Annotated in this window: 17 protein-coding genes; 9 read left to right on the top strand and 8 right to left on the bottom strand. The window is 65.2% G+C overall.

All coding sequences use genetic code 11. The annotated features are described in order from the left end of the window. The first annotated feature begins 171 nt into the window (after positions 1 to 171). The 3 genes from BVH06_RS04520 to BVH06_RS04510 are packed head-to-tail and all read left to right on the top strand — an operon-like array spanning position 172 to position 2,159. Positions 172 to 1,557 (top strand): GTPase/DUF3482 domain-containing protein, encoded by a 1,386-nt coding sequence (locus BVH06_RS04520; protein ID WP_075933336.1) that lies wholly within the window; start codon positions 172 to 174, stop codon positions 1,555 to 1,557. Beyond that, positions 1,554 to 1,826, top strand: coding sequence for a hypothetical protein (locus BVH06_RS04515; protein ID WP_027909010.1), 273 nt, complete (start codon positions 1,554 to 1,556; stop codon positions 1,824 to 1,826). Before BVH06_RS04520 ends, BVH06_RS04515 begins: the two co-directional genes overlap by 4 nt. Positions 1,827 to 1,841: 15 nt before the next feature. After that, positions 1,842 to 2,159 (top strand): cupin domain-containing protein, encoded by a 318-nt coding sequence (locus tag BVH06_RS04510; RefSeq protein WP_075929337.1) that lies wholly within the window; start codon positions 1,842 to 1,844, stop codon positions 2,157 to 2,159. Between the two features lie 205 nt (positions 2,160 to 2,364). Here BVH06_RS04510 and BVH06_RS04505 read toward each other — a convergent pair whose 3' ends face one another. Further along, positions 2,365 to 3,246 (bottom strand): DMT family transporter, encoded by an 882-nt coding sequence (locus BVH06_RS04505; RefSeq protein ID WP_075933335.1) that lies wholly within the window; start codon positions 3,244 to 3,246, stop codon positions 2,365 to 2,367. Positions 3,247 to 3,336: 90 nt separating this feature from the next. Between BVH06_RS04505 and BVH06_RS04500 the strand changes: the two genes are divergently transcribed. Both BVH06_RS04500 and BVH06_RS04495 read left to right on the top strand, forming a co-directional pair. Further along, positions 3,337 to 4,260, top strand: coding sequence for a LysR family transcriptional regulator (locus tag BVH06_RS04500; RefSeq protein WP_075933334.1), 924 nt, complete (start codon positions 3,337 to 3,339; stop codon positions 4,258 to 4,260). Then, entirely contained in the window at positions 4,257 to 4,574 is a 318-nt protein-coding gene (locus BVH06_RS04495) for a hypothetical protein (protein ID WP_083651868.1), read from the top strand. Before BVH06_RS04500 ends, BVH06_RS04495 begins: the two co-directional genes overlap by 4 nt. A gap of 95 nt (positions 4,575 to 4,669) precedes the next feature. On the opposite strand, the gene BVH06_RS04490 is transcribed toward BVH06_RS04495, so the two are convergent. Genes BVH06_RS04490 through BVH06_RS04480 form a run of 3 tightly spaced genes read right to left on the bottom strand, consistent with a single transcriptional unit; the run spans position 4,670 to position 7,053 of the window. Then, positions 4,670 to 5,464, bottom strand: coding sequence for a thymidylate synthase (locus tag BVH06_RS04490; protein ID WP_075929340.1), 795 nt, complete (start codon positions 5,462 to 5,464; stop codon positions 4,670 to 4,672). Beyond that, on the bottom strand, positions 5,461 to 6,261 hold the full coding sequence (gene lgt, locus BVH06_RS04485) for a prolipoprotein diacylglyceryl transferase (protein WP_075929341.1): 801 nt from the start codon (positions 6,259 to 6,261) through the stop codon (positions 5,461 to 5,463). The genes BVH06_RS04490 and lgt overlap by 4 nt, the downstream gene beginning before the upstream one ends. Positions 6,262 to 6,270: 9 nt before the next feature. Then, on the bottom strand, positions 6,271 to 7,053 hold the full coding sequence (locus BVH06_RS04480; RefSeq protein ID WP_075929548.1) for a sulfite exporter TauE/SafE family protein: 783 nt from the start codon (positions 7,051 to 7,053) through the stop codon (positions 6,271 to 6,273). A 122-nt stretch (positions 7,054 to 7,175) separates the two neighbouring features. Between BVH06_RS04480 and BVH06_RS04475 the strand changes: the two genes are divergently transcribed. Together BVH06_RS04475 and BVH06_RS04470 are read left to right on the top strand one after the other, a co-directional pair. Beyond that, positions 7,176 to 7,541, top strand: a complete 366-nt coding sequence (locus BVH06_RS04475; protein ID WP_075929342.1) for a hypothetical protein — start codon at positions 7,176 to 7,178, stop codon at positions 7,539 to 7,541. Positions 7,542 to 7,543: 2 nt separating this feature from the next. Continuing rightward, a complete protein-coding gene (locus BVH06_RS04470) occupies positions 7,544 to 8,290 on the top strand; it encodes an NRDE family protein (RefSeq protein ID WP_075933333.1) in 747 nt (248 codons plus the stop codon). 41 nt (positions 8,291 to 8,331) lie between these two features. Here the strand turns inward: BVH06_RS04470 and ptsP are convergent, their stop codons facing one another. Together ptsP and BVH06_RS04460 are read right to left on the bottom strand one after the other, a co-directional pair. Beyond that, a complete protein-coding gene (gene ptsP, locus BVH06_RS04465) occupies positions 8,332 to 10,611 on the bottom strand; it encodes a phosphoenolpyruvate--protein phosphotransferase (RefSeq protein ID WP_075929344.1) in 2,280 nt (759 codons plus the stop codon). Between the two features lie 12 nt (positions 10,612 to 10,623). After that, positions 10,624 to 11,103: an RNA pyrophosphohydrolase gene (locus BVH06_RS04460; protein WP_013793353.1), complete on the bottom strand. Its 480-nt coding sequence runs from the start codon at positions 11,101 to 11,103 to the stop codon at positions 10,624 to 10,626. A 165-nt stretch (positions 11,104 to 11,268) separates the two neighbouring features. Between BVH06_RS04460 and BVH06_RS04455 the strand changes: the two genes are divergently transcribed. Together BVH06_RS04455 and BVH06_RS04450 are read left to right on the top strand one after the other, a co-directional pair. Next, the gene (locus BVH06_RS04455) at positions 11,269 to 11,925 is read left to right on the top strand and encodes an HAD family phosphatase (RefSeq protein ID WP_075929345.1); all 657 of its coding nucleotides are present in this window, start codon (positions 11,269 to 11,271) and stop codon (positions 11,923 to 11,925) included. A 35-nt stretch (positions 11,926 to 11,960) separates the two neighbouring features. Further along, positions 11,961 to 13,187 (top strand): MFS transporter, encoded by a 1,227-nt coding sequence (locus tag BVH06_RS04450; RefSeq protein WP_075933332.1) that lies wholly within the window; start codon positions 11,961 to 11,963, stop codon positions 13,185 to 13,187. Here the strand turns inward: BVH06_RS04450 and BVH06_RS04445 are convergent, their stop codons facing one another. Both BVH06_RS04445 and ilvA read right to left on the bottom strand, forming a co-directional pair. After that, on the bottom strand, positions 13,188 to 13,628 hold the full coding sequence (locus BVH06_RS04445; protein ID WP_075933331.1) for a DUF2269 family protein: 441 nt from the start codon (positions 13,626 to 13,628) through the stop codon (positions 13,188 to 13,190). Between the two features lie 174 nt (positions 13,629 to 13,802). Beyond that, positions 13,803 to 15,317, bottom strand: coding sequence for a threonine ammonia-lyase, biosynthetic (gene ilvA / locus BVH06_RS04440; protein ID WP_075929549.1), 1,515 nt, complete (start codon positions 15,315 to 15,317; stop codon positions 13,803 to 13,805). Positions 15,318 to 15,433: the final 116 nt, after the last annotated feature.

Here is a 15,433-nt window from a genome sequence, read left to right as displayed (position 1 = left end):
GCCTGGTGGATCGGTCAAGCGTCATCCACCCTACCGCACTGAGGCCCGAATCAGCGTAGGAGCCGCGCCCTCCCAGCGAATGGGTACCGCACCGCTGCTACGGCTCCATGGCTCCCTTCGCATCGCCCCGAGGTCGGGGCTCCTACAGGATCGAAACGGGAGCCAGTACCCATGACCCAGGCCCTGAGATTCGCCGTGGTCGGCCACACCAACGTCGGCAAGACCTCGCTGCTGCGTACCCTGACCCGTGACGTCGGCTTTGGCGAGGTATCCCACCGCCCCAGCACTACCCGCCACGTCGAGGGCGCGCGCCTGTCGGTGGACGGCGAGGCGCTGCTGGAGCTCTACGACACGCCCGGCCTGGAAGATGCCATCGCCCTGCTCGATTACCTCGACGGGCTCGACCGCCCCGGCGAGCGCCTCGACGGCCCGGCGCGACTGGCGCGCTTCATGGAAGGCAGCGAGGCGCGCCAGCGCTTCGAGCAGGAAGCCAAGGTGCTGCGTCAGCTGCAGGCCTCGGACGCCGGCCTGTATGTAATCGACGCCCGCGAGCCGGTGCTGGCCAAGTATCGCGACGAGCTGAACGTGCTGGCCATGTGTGGCCGGCCGCTGCTGCCTGTGCTGAATTTCGTGGCCAGCGCCAACCACCGTGAGGACGACTGGCGCGAAGCCCTGGCGCGCCTGGGGTTGCATGCCCTGGTGCGTTTCGACAGCGTGGCGCCGCCGCTCGACGGTGAGCGCCGCCTGTACGAAAGCCTGGCGCTGATGCACGAGAAGTCGCGCCCGCAATTGCAGCGCTTGATCGACGATCACGAAGCCCAGCGCGTGGCTCGCCACCGCAGCGCCAAGCGGCTGATCGCCGAGCTGCTGGTCGACTGCGCCGCCTGCCGGCGCAGCGTCGCCAACCAGCCGGAGCTGGAAAAAAGCGCCATCGAGGATTTGCGCACCCAGGTGCGCCAGCGTGAACAACGCTGCGTGGAAGCCCTGCTGCGCCTGTACGCCTTTCGCCGCGAAGATGCCCGCGCCGACGACCTGCCCTTGCTGGACGGCCGCTGGGGCGAGGATCTGTTCAACCCGGAGACCATCAAGCAACTGGGCATCCGCCTGGGCGGCGGCGCGGCCGCCGGTGCCGCGGCCGGCGCGGGTGTGGATCTGCTGGTCGGCGGCCTGACCCTGGGCACCGCCGCCCTGGCTGGCGCGCTGCTCGGCGGTGGCGCGCAGACCCTGCGTAACTATGGCTCGCGCCTCAAGGGCAAGCTCCAGGGCCAACGCGAGCTGACCGTCGACGACGCCGTGCTGCGCCTGCTTGCGCTGCGCCAGGAGCACTTGCTGGCCGCACTGGATCAACGCGGCCACGCGGCCGTCGAAGCGGTGCGTCTGGGCGCCCTGCAAGACAGCCAATGGCGCGAAGGCAAGCTGCCGGGCGCCCTGCGCGTTGCCCGCGCACGGCCGGAATGGTCGTCGCTGAACCCGGGCGCCCGGGTCGATCAGGTCGAACGCCAGGAACAGGTCGAACGCCTGGCTCGGGAAATCGGCTCGGTGCCGAGCGCGTCATGACCTTCTGCGCAGAGCTGGCCGCGGTGCTGGCCCGCGAATTGAGCAGCGGCAACCGCCTCGGCCAGGCGCCGCATCGCGCCGGCTGGCCACAGCCCGACTCGCTGTTCGCCGCCCTGCGCGATGATTTCAAGAGTGACCTCGCGCATCTGCCGGCCTGCCTGCAACATGGCTACTGCAACGATCCCCACTACGGCTGGTACGAAGAACTCTACTGCCGTGATCACCACCACCTGCTGGTCGCCGGCGTGCCCAAACCCGGCCGCCGCTGAACACGAGCCCGCCCGATGCTCATTGCCAACCTGTTCCATGACAGCCAGCCGCCTGCCGAGGGTGAGCGCTTCGACACCCTTCTCAGCCACCGCAACCTGCAGATCGAACGGATCCTCAGCTCGTCACGGATCGAGTCGGTGGACTACGTGCAGGAACAGGATGAATGGGTACTGCTGGCCCGCGGCGAGGCGAGCATGACAGTGGCAGGTGAAGCGATCGAGCTGAGCGCGGGCGACCACCTGTTCCTGCCCGCTGGCACGCCCCACCGGGTGGAGCGCACCAGCGATGGCGCGCTGTGGCTGGCCATCCATTTGCACCCCAGCAACCCGTAGCCTGGGTCGAGCGCAGCGACCCCCGGATTTTTTCATACCCTTGCTCAGCCCCGGGTTGCCCCTTTGGCTAACCCGGGCTACAGAGCCGAGGCCACAGCTAGACTCAGACTGTGGGAGCGCGCCATGCGCGCGACAATTGGCGGGCCAATCCCGGAGGGTGGAAGACGCTTCACCTCCGCGGCCCGCCCCTTCCACCACTCAGGTATCAGCGCCTAAGCAAGCTCGTCCACAGCGTCGCCGCGACGATCAGAAAGCCGCCGATCCAGGCCTGTACGCTCAATTGCTCACTGAGCCACAGCACGGCGAACAGCGCGCCGAACAACGGCTCGCTGCCCATCAACAGCGACACCCGGGTCGGGCTGCTGCGCCGCAGCGCGTAGTTCTGCACGAAGAACGCGAACAGCGTGGCGAACAGCACCAGGTACAGGGTGCCGATCCAGAACGCTGGCACGGTCGGCAGTGCAGGCAAACCGCCTGGCAGAACGATCACCCCGAGCAGCAGACAGCCAATACCGATCACCCCGGTTTGCACGGCGGTCAGCGCCAGGGCCGGCACCTGGGTGTGTGCGGTCAGCCGCCCGGTCAGACACACCAGCACCGCGCGCAGCAGCGCCGCCAGCAGCATCAGGCCGTCGCCCAGGTTGAACTGCAGATCGACGCCACCGCTGAGCAGCCAGGTACCGAACAGCGATAGGACCACGGCCGGCAGCAGCCGCGAGTCGGGGCGGCGGTCGAGCATCAGCCATTCCACGAATGGGGTGATGACCACGCACAGGCTGATCAGGAACGCGGCATTGCTCGCCGAGGTGTGCAGCACGCCGTAGGTTTCGCACAGGAAGATCGCCAGCATCACGCCGCCTAGCGGGATGCCGGGTGCCCAGGCCTGGCGCCCCTCGCCGCGTAGCTGCGGCAGCAGGATCAGAAAGGTCAGGCAGAAGCGCACGGCGAGAAAGCCCAGCACCGGGTAGAACACCAGCGCCTCCTTGGCCACGCCGTAGCTGGTGCCCCAGACCATGGCGACCAGCAACAGAAGCACATCACTGGCCTGCAGCAGGCGCGAAGGGGAACGGCTAACCAGGGTGGACATGTGGATACTTCCTGCACTTGGTGAGGAGCGCATTGTCCATTGCGTCCCTGAGCGTGATAATCCACCAACCCCGAACAAGACCTGTTCCCCATGCGCACGAATATCACACCACAATTGCTTCCCTATCTGGCCATCTTCGTGCGCGTGGTCGAGGCTGGTAGCTTCTCTGGCGCGGCCCGTCAGCAGGGCAGCACGGCGTCGGCGGTGAGCCGGCAAATCGCCCATCTCGAGCAGACGCTCGGCGTTCGTCTGCTCGAGCGCACCACACGGCGCCTGCGCCTGAGCGAAGCCGGCAGCGAAGTTTTCGAGCGTTGCAAGGACATGCTCGACGCCGCCCAGGCTGCCGTGGATGTCGGTGAGAGGCTGATGAGCCAACCGCGCGGCCGGGTGCGCCTGAGCGTGCCAAAGGCCTTCGGGCGCTTCCTGGTCATGCCGCTGATTCAGGACTTTCTGCAGCGCTATCCGGAAGTGGACGTCAGCCTCAACCTCAGCGACCGCAGCCCGGACCTGATCAGCGAGCAGTTCGACCTGCTGGTGAGCATCACCGACCAGCCGCCAGCGGCTCTCGCCGGTCGGCCGCTGTGCAATGTCCAACAGCTGCTGTGTGCAAGCCCCACCTATCTGCAGCGCCATGGCACGCCCCAGCATCCGAGCGAACTGGTGCGCCATGCCTGCCTGTATCTCGACGAAACGCCGGACGACCACCGCTGGCACTTCAGCAACGGGCCGGAACAATGCGTGGTAACGGTGGGCGGCCGCTTCGCCAGCAACCACAGCGAAGTACGTCTGAACGCCGTGCTCGGCCACCTGGGCATTACCTGCCTGCCACACTTCACCGCCGCGGCGGCATTGGCCAGTGGCGAGTTGGTACGGGTGCTGCCACAGTGGCGCTACACCGGCTCGTACCAGGGTACCGCGTGGATTCTCTATCACCCCACCCGCCACCTGCCGCCGAAACTGCGGGTGCTGATCGATCACCTGGCACAAGGGCTGGGCAAGGACTCATCCCGATGACCCGGCTCTGGCGGTGGCTGAAACGACGGCGCCTGGAATGGCAGCCGGTGGATACCACCGGGCACATCACGCTGGAGAATATCGATACGCAAGTGGGCAATCGCCTGCTGGAAACCCTCAAGGCCGAGGGTTGGCGGCAGGTCGCGCAGTACAGCCCGCTGGCGTTCGACAAGGGCATCGATTACGACAGCTACCGCCTGCGCCGCGGCCTGGATGAGCTGAGACTGGAGTGGGACAACTGGTTCGAGTGGAAACTCAGCGGTCCGAGTGAGCTCGTCGAAGAGATCGCCGAGCGTTTTTCGTTACCCAAGTGAGCGATAGCATTCCCGGGTTACGCCTTCGGCTAACCCAGGCTACGAGGTTACTTGAACGTAGTCCGGGTTGAGCGAAGCGACACCCGGGAAATGCATCAGACCGCCACCGGCGCTTTGATATGCGGGTGCGCCTGGTAGCCGACCAGTTCGAAATCCTCGAACTTGAAAGCGAACAGGTCCGTCACTTCGGGGTTGAGCTTCATGGTCGGCAGGGGCAGCGGCTCGCGGGTCAGTTGCAGGTCGGCCTGCTCCAGATGATTGGCGTACAGATGGCAGTCACCGCCGGTCCAGATGAACTCGCCCGGCTGCAGACCGCAGACCTGCGCGACCATCAGGGTCAGCAGTGCGTAACTGGCGATGTTGAAGGGCACGCCGAGGAAGATGTCGGCCGAGCGCTGGTACAGCTGGCAACTCAGCTTGCCATCCGCCACATAGAACTGGAACAGCGCGTGGCACGGCGGCAGGGCCATCTGCTCGACCAGGGCCGGGTTCCAGGCCGAGACGATCAGGCGGCGCGAATCCGGGTTCTTCCTGATCATCTCGATCAGCTTGCTGATCTGGTCGACCGACTCGCCATTGGGCGCCGGCCAGTTGCGCCACTGGTAGCCGTACACCGGGCCGAGGTCGCCGTTCTCGTCGGCCCACTCGTCCCAGATGCGTACGCCGTTGTCCTTCAGGTACTTGATGTTGGTGTCGCCCTGCAGGAACCACAGCAACTCGTGGATGATCGACTTGAGGTGGCACTTCTTGGTGGTCACCAGGGGAAAGCCGTCGGCCAGGTCGAAGCGCATCTGGTGAGCGAACACGCTGTAGGTGCCGGTGCCGGTGCGGTCTTCCTTGAAGGTGCCGTTTTCGCGCACGTGGCGCATCAGGTCGAGATACTGTTTCATCGGGCCACCTCCACTGCAGCTTGGCGCTTGTAGGCGTAGACCATCAGGCCCAGGCCGGCGAGAACCATCGGCACGCACAGCACCTGCCCCATGGTCAGCCAGCCCCAGGCCAGGTAACCGAGCTGGGCGTCCGGCACGCGGACGAACTCGACGATGAAGCGGAAGATGCCGTAGCACACCGCGAACAGCCCGGAAACGGCCATGGTCGGGCGCGGCTTGCGCGAGTAGACCCACAGGATGACAAACAGCGCCACGCCTTCCAGGGCGAACTGGTAGAGCTGCGACGGGTGACGCGGCAGCGGCCCGCCAGTCGGGAACACCATGGCCCACGGCACGTCGCTGACCTTGCCCCACAACTCGGCATTGATGAAGTTGCCGATGCGCCCGGCGCCCAGGCCAATCGGCACCAGCGGCGCGATGAAATCCATCAGCTCGAAGAAGCTCTTGCCGTTGCGCCTGGCGAACCACAGGGTTGCCAGCATCACGCCGATCAGCCCGCCGTGGAACGACATGCCGCCTTTCCACACTTCGAGGATCAGCAGCGGGTTGGCGATGTACGCCGGCAGGTCGTAGAACAATACGTAGCCCAGACGCCCACCGACGATCACCCCCATGGCCACCCAGAACACCAGGTCGGAAAGTTTCTCCTTGCTCCAGGTCGGGTCGAAGGCGTGCAGCCGCCGCGAGGCGAGGAACCAGGCACCGCCGATGCCCACCAGGTACATCAGGCCATACCAGTGGATCTGCAGGAAGCCCAGGTCGAGAGCGACCGGGTCAATATTCGGGTAAGGCAGCATCAGGATTCCTCACAACAGAAAATTCAGGCCGACGATAAACAGCAACAGGGCGAACAACCGCTTGAGCACCCGCGGCGACAGGCGATGAGCCAGCCGCGCGCCGGTACGGGCGAAGAACACGCTGGTCAGCGCAATGCCGAGCAACGCCGGCAGGTACACGTAACCCAGGCTCCAGTGAGGCAGACGCGCGTCGCCCCAACCCAGCCACAGGTAACTCAGGGCGCCGGCGGCGGCAATCGGCCAGCCACAGGCCGACGAAGTCGCCACCGCCTGCTGCACGGGCACACCGCGCCAGGTCAGGAACGGCACGGTCAGCGAACCGCCGCCGATACCGATGATCGCCGAGGCCCAGCCGATCACGCCACCGGCAGCGCCCAGCCCTGCCTTGCCCGGCACCTCGCGGCTGGCCTTGGGTTTCAGATCCAGTGCCAACTGCAGCGCCACGCACAGGGCGAACACGCCAATGATCTTCTGCAGCACCAGGCCGTCGATGGAGTCAGCCGTCAGCGCGCCGAGTGCCGAGCCCAGCACGATGCCCACCGTCAGCCAGACGAACAGCCCCCAGCGCACCGCACCGCGGCTATGGTGCTCGCGCACGGCATTGACCGAGGTGAACAGGATGGTCGCCAGCGAGGTACCCACCGCCATATGGGTCAGCACGGAGGCATCGAAGCCCTGGGCGGTAAAGGCGAAGATCAGCACCGGCACGATGACCATGCCGCCACCGACGCCGAACAGCCCGGCCAGCAGGCCTGCGGCGGCACCGAGCAGGATGTAGAGAAGGAAGATCATGGTGTGCTCTGCGAAGCGATGCGGCATGGTAGCGGAAGCAGCCCGCAGCCTCTAGTTTTGGCGATGGATGCCACACGATGCTTTGCGTAGAGTGAGGGCTCTCCCAGACAGCGAACTGCACCGTGGCCAATACCTTTTACCTGCGCATCGCCTGCAATCATCTGCACCTGACCCATCTGGAAAGCGCCCGTGTAACGGTACTGGAGGCTGACCCGCCCTTCAGCAATCAACGTCTGCTGGTGGCGGATTTCAGCATCGCCGACCGCTTGATCGCAAAGACAGTGCAAGGCCTGATGCCCAAGCGCCTGGCCTTTCTCAACGCCGCGCCAAAGCTGTTGATCCAGCCACTGGAGCGGCTGGAAGGCGGCCTTTCCCAGGTGGAAGAGCGCATTCTGATGGAGCTCGGCATGGGCGCGGGAGCGCGCAAGGTCGTGGTACATGTCGGCGAAATTCTCGACGCCGCTGGCGTACGCAGCAGGCTGAAATAAACATGTGCCTGATCGTCCTCGCCTGGCGCCCCGGCCACGTCTTGCCGCTACTGGTCGCCGCCAACCGCGATGAATTCCATGCCCGCCCGACCGCCGTCATGGCCGAGTGGCCGGATGCGCCTGGGCTGATCGCCGGGCGCGATCTGCAGGCTGGCGGCACGTGGCTGGGCATCGGCCCCGAAGGCCGCTTTGCCGCCCTCACCAATATCCGAGACCCGCAGGCCGAGCAGGGCTCTCGTTCGCGGGGTGAATTGCCGCTGCGCTTTCTGCTGGGAAACCAGGGTCCAGAGGCTTTTCTGAACGAGTTGCGCCGTGAGGCAGATGAATACAGCGGCTTCAACCTGCTGGTCGGCGACCGCCACGCACTGTGGCACTTCAATTCGCACGGCGGACAGGCCCAGGCGCTGCCCGCCGGTATCCATGGCGTTTCCAATGCAGGATTGGATACGCCCTGGCCCAAGCTCGAACGCGCCAAGGCAGCACTTGCCGCCACGCTCGAGGTGCCGGATGAGCCTGCGCTGTTCGCGCTCCTGGCCGACACCACCAAACCGGGCGATGCGGCGCTACCCAAGACGGGGGTGAGCCTGGATCTCGAGCGGCTGCTCGGTAGCGTGTTCATCACCAGCCCGACCTACGGCACCCGCGCCAGCACCCTGGTGTTCGCCCATGCTGACGGTCGACGGCAGATCGTCGAGCGCAGCTTCGGTGCCGAGGGCGTACCAATTGGAGAAGCGAGGTTCGAGATCTAGGCTGGCAACTGGGTGCCGTGGAAGCAGCTCTGCTCCAGCCGCTAAGCCTGAATATCCGACGCCGGGTTGATCATGCGGCCCAGGCCCAGGTTGCGCAGGGCCAGTTGCAGGGTGCTGTGGATGACCTGCGGGTTGTCGATGCGCATGGCCTGGCCAAGCAGGTCCTTGGCCTTGCTCAGGCTGATCTGGCGCAGCAGCCATTTCACCTTCGGCAGGTTGGTAGCGTTCATCGACAGGCTGTCGAAGCCCATGGCCATCAGCAGCACGGCGGCGCTCGGGTCGCCGGCCATTTCGCCGCAGATGCTCACCGGTTTGCCTTCGGCGTGGGCATCTTCGACCACCTTGGTCAGCGCCTGCAGCACCGCCGGGTGGAGGAAGTCGTAGAGGTCGGCCACCCGCGGGTTGTTGCGGTCCACGGCCAGCAGGTACTGGGTCAGGTCGTTGGAGCCGACCGACAGGAAATCCACCTGACGAGCCAGGTCGCGGGTCTGATAGACCGCGGCGGGAATCTCGATCATCACGCCGATGGGCGGCAACGGCACGTCGGTGCCCTCATCGCGCACCTCGCCCCAGGCGCGGTGGATCAGGTGCAGGGACTCTTCCAGTTCCTGAATACCGGAAATCATCGGCAGCAGGATGCGCAGGTTGTTCAGGCCCTCGCTGGCCTTGAGCATGGCGCGCACCTGCACCAGGAAGATTTCCGGGTGGTCAAGGGTCACGCGAATGCCGCGCCACCCCAGGAAGGGGTTGTCTTCCTTGATCGGGAAGTAGCTCAGGCCCTTGTCACCGCCGACATCCAGCGTACGCATGGTCACCGGCAGCGGATGGAAGGCGGTCAGCTGCTCGCGGTAGATGGCCAGCTGTTCCTTTTCGCTGGGGAAGCGGTCCTTGATCATGAACGGCACTTCGGTGCGGTACAGGCCGACGCCCTCGGCGCCGCGCTCCTGGGCGCGCACCACATCGGCGAGCAGGCCGGTGTTGACCCACAGCGGCATCTGGTGGCCGTCGAGCGTCTCGCAGGGCAGCGCGCGCAGGGCGTCGAGGCCCTTGGTGAGCTGGCGATCCTCCTCGACCACATCGGCATACTGCTTGCGCAGGATCTCGCTGGGGTTGGTGAACACTTCACCGTGGTAACCGTCGACGATCAGCTGAATGCCATCGATCTTCGAGTACGGCAGCTCGACCGCACCCATCACCGTGGGAATGCCCATGGCACGGGCAAAGATCGCCACGTGGGAGTTGCCCGAGCCCTGCACCGATACCAGGCCGACCAGCTTGCCTTCCGGCACTTCGCCGAGCATCGCCGGCGACAGTTCTTCGGCGACCAGGATGCAGTTGTCCGGATACACCAGTGTCTGCTGACGGGCCTGTTGCAGGTAGGCAAGCAGACGGCGGCCCAGGTCGCGGACGTCCGAGGCACGCTCGCGCAGGTAGGCGTCGTCCATCAGCTCGAAGCGGTTGATGTGCTCGCTGACCACATGGCGCAGGGCGCCCTGGGCCCACTGGCCGGTCTTGATGACGTTGACCACCTCGTTACCGAGGGCGGCGTCTTCGAGCATCATCTGGTAAACGTCGAACAGCGCGCGCTCTTCGGGGCGCAGCTGGGTCGCCATGCGCTCGGAGAGGTTGCGCATGTCGGCGCGCACGCCTTCCAGGGCGTTCTGGAACAGTTTCAGCTCGGCATCGATGTCGTCGATGCTCTTGTCCGGCACCACTTCCAGATCGGCCGGCGGCAGCACCACCACGGCAGTCCCGACCGCTGCGCCGGGCGAGCCCGGCACACCGATGAACTTGGCCTCCTGAATGCCCTTGCCCTGCTTGCCCAGGCCACGGATCGAACCGGTGGCCTCGGCGTGGGCGATCACCCCGGCGAGCTGCGCGCTCATGGTGACCAGAAAGGCTTCCTCGCCTTCGTCGAACTGGCGGCGCTCTTTCTGCTGCACGACGAGCACACCCATCACCCGACGGTGGTGGATGATCGGTGAGCCGAGGAAGGAGGCGTAGCGCTCTTCGCCGGTTTCGGCGAAGTAACGGTAACGGGGGTGCTCGGAGGCGTTTTCGAGGTTCAGCGGCTCTTCACGGGTGCCGACCAGGCCGACCAGGCCCTCGTTCGGCGCCATGCTGACCTTGCCGATCGAGCGCTTGTTGAGGCCGTCGGTGGCCATCAGCACGAAACGGTTGGTCTCCGGGTCGAGCAGGTAGACCGAGCACACCTGGGTGCCCATGGTCTCCTTGACGCGCTGCACGATGATGCCCAGCGCCGCTTTGAGATCCTTGGCGGCGTTCACTTCCTGGACGATCTTGCGCAGCGTGTTGAGCATGCCTGACCCTGCCTAATCCCGTGCCAGCAGGCGCGGTGCGAGTTCCTTGAGTGCGCGACGGTAGACTTCGCGCTTGAATGTAACCACCTGCCCCAACGGGTACCAATAACTGACCCAGCGCCAGCCGTCGAACTCCGGCTTGCCGGTCAGGTCCATACGCACGCGCTGCTCGTCGGAGGTCAGGCGCAGCAGGAACCACTTCTGTTTCTGGCCGATGCACAGCGGTTGGCTGTGCGTGCGCACCAGGCGCTGCGGCAGACGATACCTCAACCAGCCCCGGGTGCAGGCGAGAATTTTCACGTCCTGCTCTTCAAGGCCCACTTCTTCGTTCAATTCGCGGTACAACGCTTCTTCCGGCGACTCCCGGTCATTGATACCGCCTTGCGGGAACTGCCAGGCATCCTGGTTAATTCGACGCGCCCAAAGCACCTGGCCGACATCATTGGTGAGAATGATGCCGACGTTGGGGCGAAAACCATCAGGATCGATCACGGCACACAACCTCGTAAACGCATGTCTCCGCATTGTTCCACAAAGCTCGCGACAGCGGCAACGCGCTCGGATGGGACTGCATGGCGGCCCGTCGCGCGGTTTTCCCCGGGCCGGCAAAGCCGCTATTCTGGCTGCCTCCATGGCCCTGTATGAAGAGGTGATTCTGTGCGTTTGGCTTTATTCGATCTCGACAACACCCTGCTTGGCGGCGACAGCGACCATGCCTGGGGCGACTGGCTGTGCGAACGCGGCATCCTCGACGGCGCCACCTACAAGGCGCGCAACGATGCCTTCTACCAGGACTACCTGGCCGGGCGCCTGAACATCACCGACTACCTGAACTTCACCCTGGCTATCTTCGGCCGCACCGAGATGGCCCAGCTCGACGCCTGGCACCGCGAGTTCATGGCCGAATGCATCGAACCGATCATCCTGCCCAAGGCCCTGGCGCTGCTCGACAAGCACCGCGTAGCCGGCGACAAGCTGGTGATCATCACCGCCACCAACCGTTTCGTCACCGCGCCCATCGCCGCGCGCCTGGGCGTCGACACCCTGCTGGCCACCGAGTGCGAGATGGTCGACGGTCGCTACACCGGGCGCACCACCGACGTGCCCTGCTTCAAGGAAGGCAAGGTCACCCGCCTCAACCGCTGGATGCAGGAAAACGGCTTCAACCTGGACGGCGCGACGTTCTACAGCGACTCGATGAACGATCTGCCGCTGCTCGAGCAGGTCAGCTATCCGGTTGCCGTTGACCCGGATCCGAACCTGCTGGCCGAAGCGCAAAAACGCGGCTGGCCGGTCATGTCACTGCGCGACTGAGGCGCAACAGGCCCCGAAAGCGGCCAAGGAGCTTTATGCCGCGCCCCGTCGAGCAGCCTGCGTCGCGACCACTGGTGGTGGTCGCACTGGCCACCGCGCTGTGTCTGGCTGGCGACTCCATGCTGTACATCGCCCTGCCCGTCTACTGGCAGGACGTGGGCCTCGATGCACTCTGGCAGGTCGGCGTACTGCTGTCGGTAAACCGGCTTATCCGCCTGCCATTCAACCCACTGATCGGCTGGCTGTATCAGCGTATCAGTCTGCGCACCGGGCTGTTGCTGGCCACCGTACTCGGCGCCGCCACGACATTGGGCTACGGCATCGCCAAAGGCTTTCTCGTCTGGCTCGTGTTGCGCGCAGCCTGGGGGATCGGCTGGTCATTCTTTCGCATCGGCGGCCTGTCGGCCGTGGTCTACTGCTCGGACGGGCAGTCGCGTGGCCAGGCAATGGGCCTCTACAACGGCCTTTACCGGCTCGGCAGCCTGGCGGGAATGCTGCTCGGAGGGTTGCTGGTTCCGCTCTATGGGTTGCCAGCGCTGGCGCTAAGCTTTACCGGCCTGGCCCTGCTGGGCTTGCCACTGTTGCTGCGTCATTTCCACCTGCCCGCCGGCCATGACCAACAACATATCGCACCCGCGCGAGGTAGCCGCGCCTTGCTCGACGGCAAGCCGGCGGCCGGCGCCCGCGGGGTTCTGGTCAATGGCTTTTGCGTTGCTCTGCTGATTCAGGGTGTGCTGGCAGCGACGCTTAGCGCTCTGATCGCCCACTTTTACGGCAACGAGCTCGACGTGTTCGGTCTGCTGCTCGGCGCCACCGCCTTGTCGGGCGTTCTGCAGGCGCTGCGCTGGGCCTGGGAACCCTGGCTAGGCCGGCGCGTCGGCGCCTGGTCAGACGGCCCGGGTGGGCGCTCACGGCTTTATGGATGGACGCTGATGGGCGCCGCGGCGAGCTTCGGCCTGATGGCCAGCGGCCTGCCGCTGATCGCCTGGATTGCCGTGACCATGCTGGTGATGGTACTGGCGACTGCGCTGACCACGCTCTCGGACGCCCTGGCCAGCGATGCCGCCAGTGCTGGCAATGTCGTCGCCTTCATGACTCGCTATTCGATCGCCCAGGATCTCGGGGCCGCGCTGGGCCCTCTGCTGGCCTACCTGCTGATCGAACTGGACAACGGCTTCGCCTGGCTGTACTGGGGTGGCTCATTGATCTACTTGCTGCTGGCCGTTACCTGGCTGCGCCCCGCCGCCCAGGCGCGTAGCTGATCATGCCGGCTTGGCACCCATCACCGCCATGATCACCACCAGCAGCACGACGATCAGCGCGGTGTAGACCACCACCAGTCGCAACGACTTGGCGGGCACCGCGCCGTCGGCCTGGGCCTGCCAGGCGCCGAGGCGGCCGAGCAGCAACAGGCCGACGATCATCAGCACGGCAAACAGGCTGCTGCCCAGCAGCAACCACAGCTGGCTCAGCGGCCAGCCGGCCAGGTTGACCATCCACCAGCCGGTCACCGGCAGGCTCAGCGCCAGCACGGCGAACACCGGCAGGCTGATGGTGCGGGTGCGCCGCAACTTGCGTTGCAACACCTCCCGGTCACCGCCGCGCCAGGCTTTCCAGAGCATGAAGGCATGGGCCAGAACGCCGGCCAGCAGCAGAATGCCGGGCAGCGCATGGAGGACTCTGATCAGCAGATAATGCTCCATCACGGTATTTCCTTTGTTTTTTATAAGTACAGGCCCTGGGTACCGCTGCGCTCAACGCCAGGCTACACGCGCAAGAACGGTAGCCTGGGTGGAGCAGAGCGATACCCAGGAACCTATCAGAGCTATCAAAAAGCCTATGTTGATCGGCGCCTATGAAAGACGCTGATCAGATGGCTAGCCAAGAAACAGCTTGTAGGCCGGGTTGTCGCTTTCGTCCCAGTACGGATAGCCGATGGCGTCCAGCGCCGGCGCCAGCAGATGGCGCTCGTCTTCCGGGACCTGCAGGGCAGCCAGCACCCGGCCATCGGCAGCGCCGTGATTGCGGTAATGGAACAGGGTGATGTTCCAGCGCCCGCCCAGCTTGTTGAGGAAGTTGAACAGCGCGCCCGGCCGCTCGGGGAATTCGAAGCGGAACACGCATTCGTCCGGCACTGCCGCCGCATGCCCGCCCACGGTGTGGCGGATGTGCAGCTTGGCCAGTTCGTTGTCGGTCAGGTCCAGCACCGGGAAGCCCTGGCCACGAAGGTTCTCCACCAATGCCGCACGTGGGTCGTTCTCCGGGTGGGTCTGCACGCCAACGAAGATGTGCGCCTCGCCGTCCTGATGATAGCGGTAGTTGAACTCGGTGATCTGCCGCTTGCCGATGGCCTCGCAGAACGCCTTGAAGCTGCCCGGCTTCTCCGGGATGGTCACGGCGATGATCGCTTCGCGTTTCTCACCCAGTTCGGCGCGCTCGGCCACATGACGCAGGCGGTCGAAGTTGACGTTGGCGCCGGAGTCGATGCCCACCAGCGTCAGGTCGGCGATGCCTTCACGCTCGACGTAGCGCTTGATCCCGGCTACGGCCAACGCGCCGGCAGGTTCAGTGATCGAACGGGTATCGTCGTAGATATCCTTGATCGCTGCGCAGATCTCGTCGGTGCTGACGGTGATCACCTCGTCCACGCATTGCTTGCAGATATCGAACGTATGCTGGCCGATCTGCGCCACCGCCACGCCGTCGGCGAACAGCCCGACCTGAGGCAGCACCACGCGCTCGCCAGCGGCCAGGGCCTGCTGCAGGCAGTTGGAGTCGTCCGGCTCCACGCCGATTACCTTGGTGTTCGGGTACAGGTATTTGACGTAGGCGGCGATACCGGCGATCAGGCCGCCGCCACCCACCGGCACGAACACCGCATGCAGCGGCCCCTGATGCTGGCGCAGGATCTCCATCGCCACGGTACCCTGGCCGGCGATCACCAGCGGGTCGTCGTAGGGGTGGATGTAGGTATAGCCCTTTTCCTCGACCAGCTTCAGCGAGTGGGCCAGGGCCTCGGGAAAGGCGTCGCCGTGCAGCACGACCTTGCCACCACGCGAACGCACACCCTGCACCTTGAGCTCAGGAGTGGTGCGCGGCATGACGATGGTCGCCTTCACGCCCATGTGCTTGGCGGCCAGGGCCAGCCCCTGGGCATGGTTGCCGGCCGAGGCGGTCACCACGCCACGGGCCAGCTCCTCGGGCGAGAGCTGCGCCAGCTTGTTGTAGGCGCCACGAATCTTGAACGAGTACACCGGCTGCAGATCCTCGCGCTTGAGCAGAATCTGATTGCCCAGGCGTTCGGAAAGCTGGCGAGCGGGTTGCAGCGGGGTTTCCACGGCAACGTCATAGACACGGGAGGTCAGAGTCTTCTTGACGTACTGTTCGAGCATGGCGGGCATCGCAGGCGGCTTCGAGGGGAACGGACGAGTCTAACACCAGGGGCTGCCGTCGTTTCAGCACAAGCCGCATTGCGGCGGAAAAATTCACCAGATTGCAAGGGGACCAC

Origin of the sequence: Pseudomonas sp. PA27(2017), assembly GCF_001945445.1 — a bacterium.
Taxonomy (GTDB): domain Bacteria; phylum Pseudomonadota; class Gammaproteobacteria; order Pseudomonadales; family Pseudomonadaceae; genus Aquipseudomonas.
The sequence above is the reverse complement of the archived record's forward strand: the minus strand, read 5'-3'. Positions and strand labels throughout refer to the sequence as shown.

Bases quoted from the DNA above. Each gene is read 5' to 3' on its own strand.
- BVH06_RS04510 (WP_075929337.1), top strand. From the start codon at position 1,842: ATGCTCATTGCCAACCTGTTCCATGACAGCCAGCCGCCTGCCGAGGGT.
- BVH06_RS04500 (WP_075933334.1), top strand. From the start codon at position 3,337: ATGCGCACGAATATCACACCACAATTGCTTCCCTATCTGGCCATCTTC.
- BVH06_RS04495 (WP_083651868.1), top strand. From the start codon at position 4,257: ATGACCCGGCTCTGGCGGTGGCTGAAACGACGGCGCCTGGAATGGCAG.
- lgt (WP_075929341.1), bottom strand. From the start codon at position 6,261: ATGCTGCCTTACCCGAATATTGACCCGGTCGCTCTCGACCTGGGCTTC.
- ilvA (WP_075929549.1), bottom strand. From the start codon at position 15,317: ATGCTCGAACAGTACGTCAAGAAGACTCTGACCTCCCGTGTCTATGAC.
- ptsP (WP_075929344.1), bottom strand. From the start codon at position 10,611: ATGCTCAACACGCTGCGCAAGATCGTCCAGGAAGTGAACGCCGCCAAG.
- BVH06_RS04515 (WP_027909010.1), top strand. From the start codon at position 1,554: ATGACCTTCTGCGCAGAGCTGGCCGCGGTGCTGGCCCGCGAATTGAGC.
- BVH06_RS04480 (WP_075929548.1), bottom strand. From the start codon at position 7,053: ATGATCTTCCTTCTCTACATCCTGCTCGGTGCCGCCGCAGGCCTGCTG.
- BVH06_RS04490 (WP_075929340.1), bottom strand. From the start codon at position 5,464: ATGAAACAGTATCTCGACCTGATGCGCCACGTGCGCGAAAACGGCACC.
- BVH06_RS04470 (WP_075933333.1), top strand. From the start codon at position 7,544: ATGTGCCTGATCGTCCTCGCCTGGCGCCCCGGCCACGTCTTGCCGCTA.
- BVH06_RS04520 (WP_075933336.1), top strand. From the start codon at position 172: ATGACCCAGGCCCTGAGATTCGCCGTGGTCGGCCACACCAACGTCGGC.
- BVH06_RS04505 (WP_075933335.1), bottom strand. From the start codon at position 3,246: ATGTCCACCCTGGTTAGCCGTTCCCCTTCGCGCCTGCTGCAGGCCAGT.
- BVH06_RS04445 (WP_075933331.1), bottom strand. From the start codon at position 13,628: ATGGAGCATTATCTGCTGATCAGAGTCCTCCATGCGCTGCCCGGCATT.
- BVH06_RS04450 (WP_075933332.1), top strand. From the start codon at position 11,961: ATGCCGCGCCCCGTCGAGCAGCCTGCGTCGCGACCACTGGTGGTGGTC.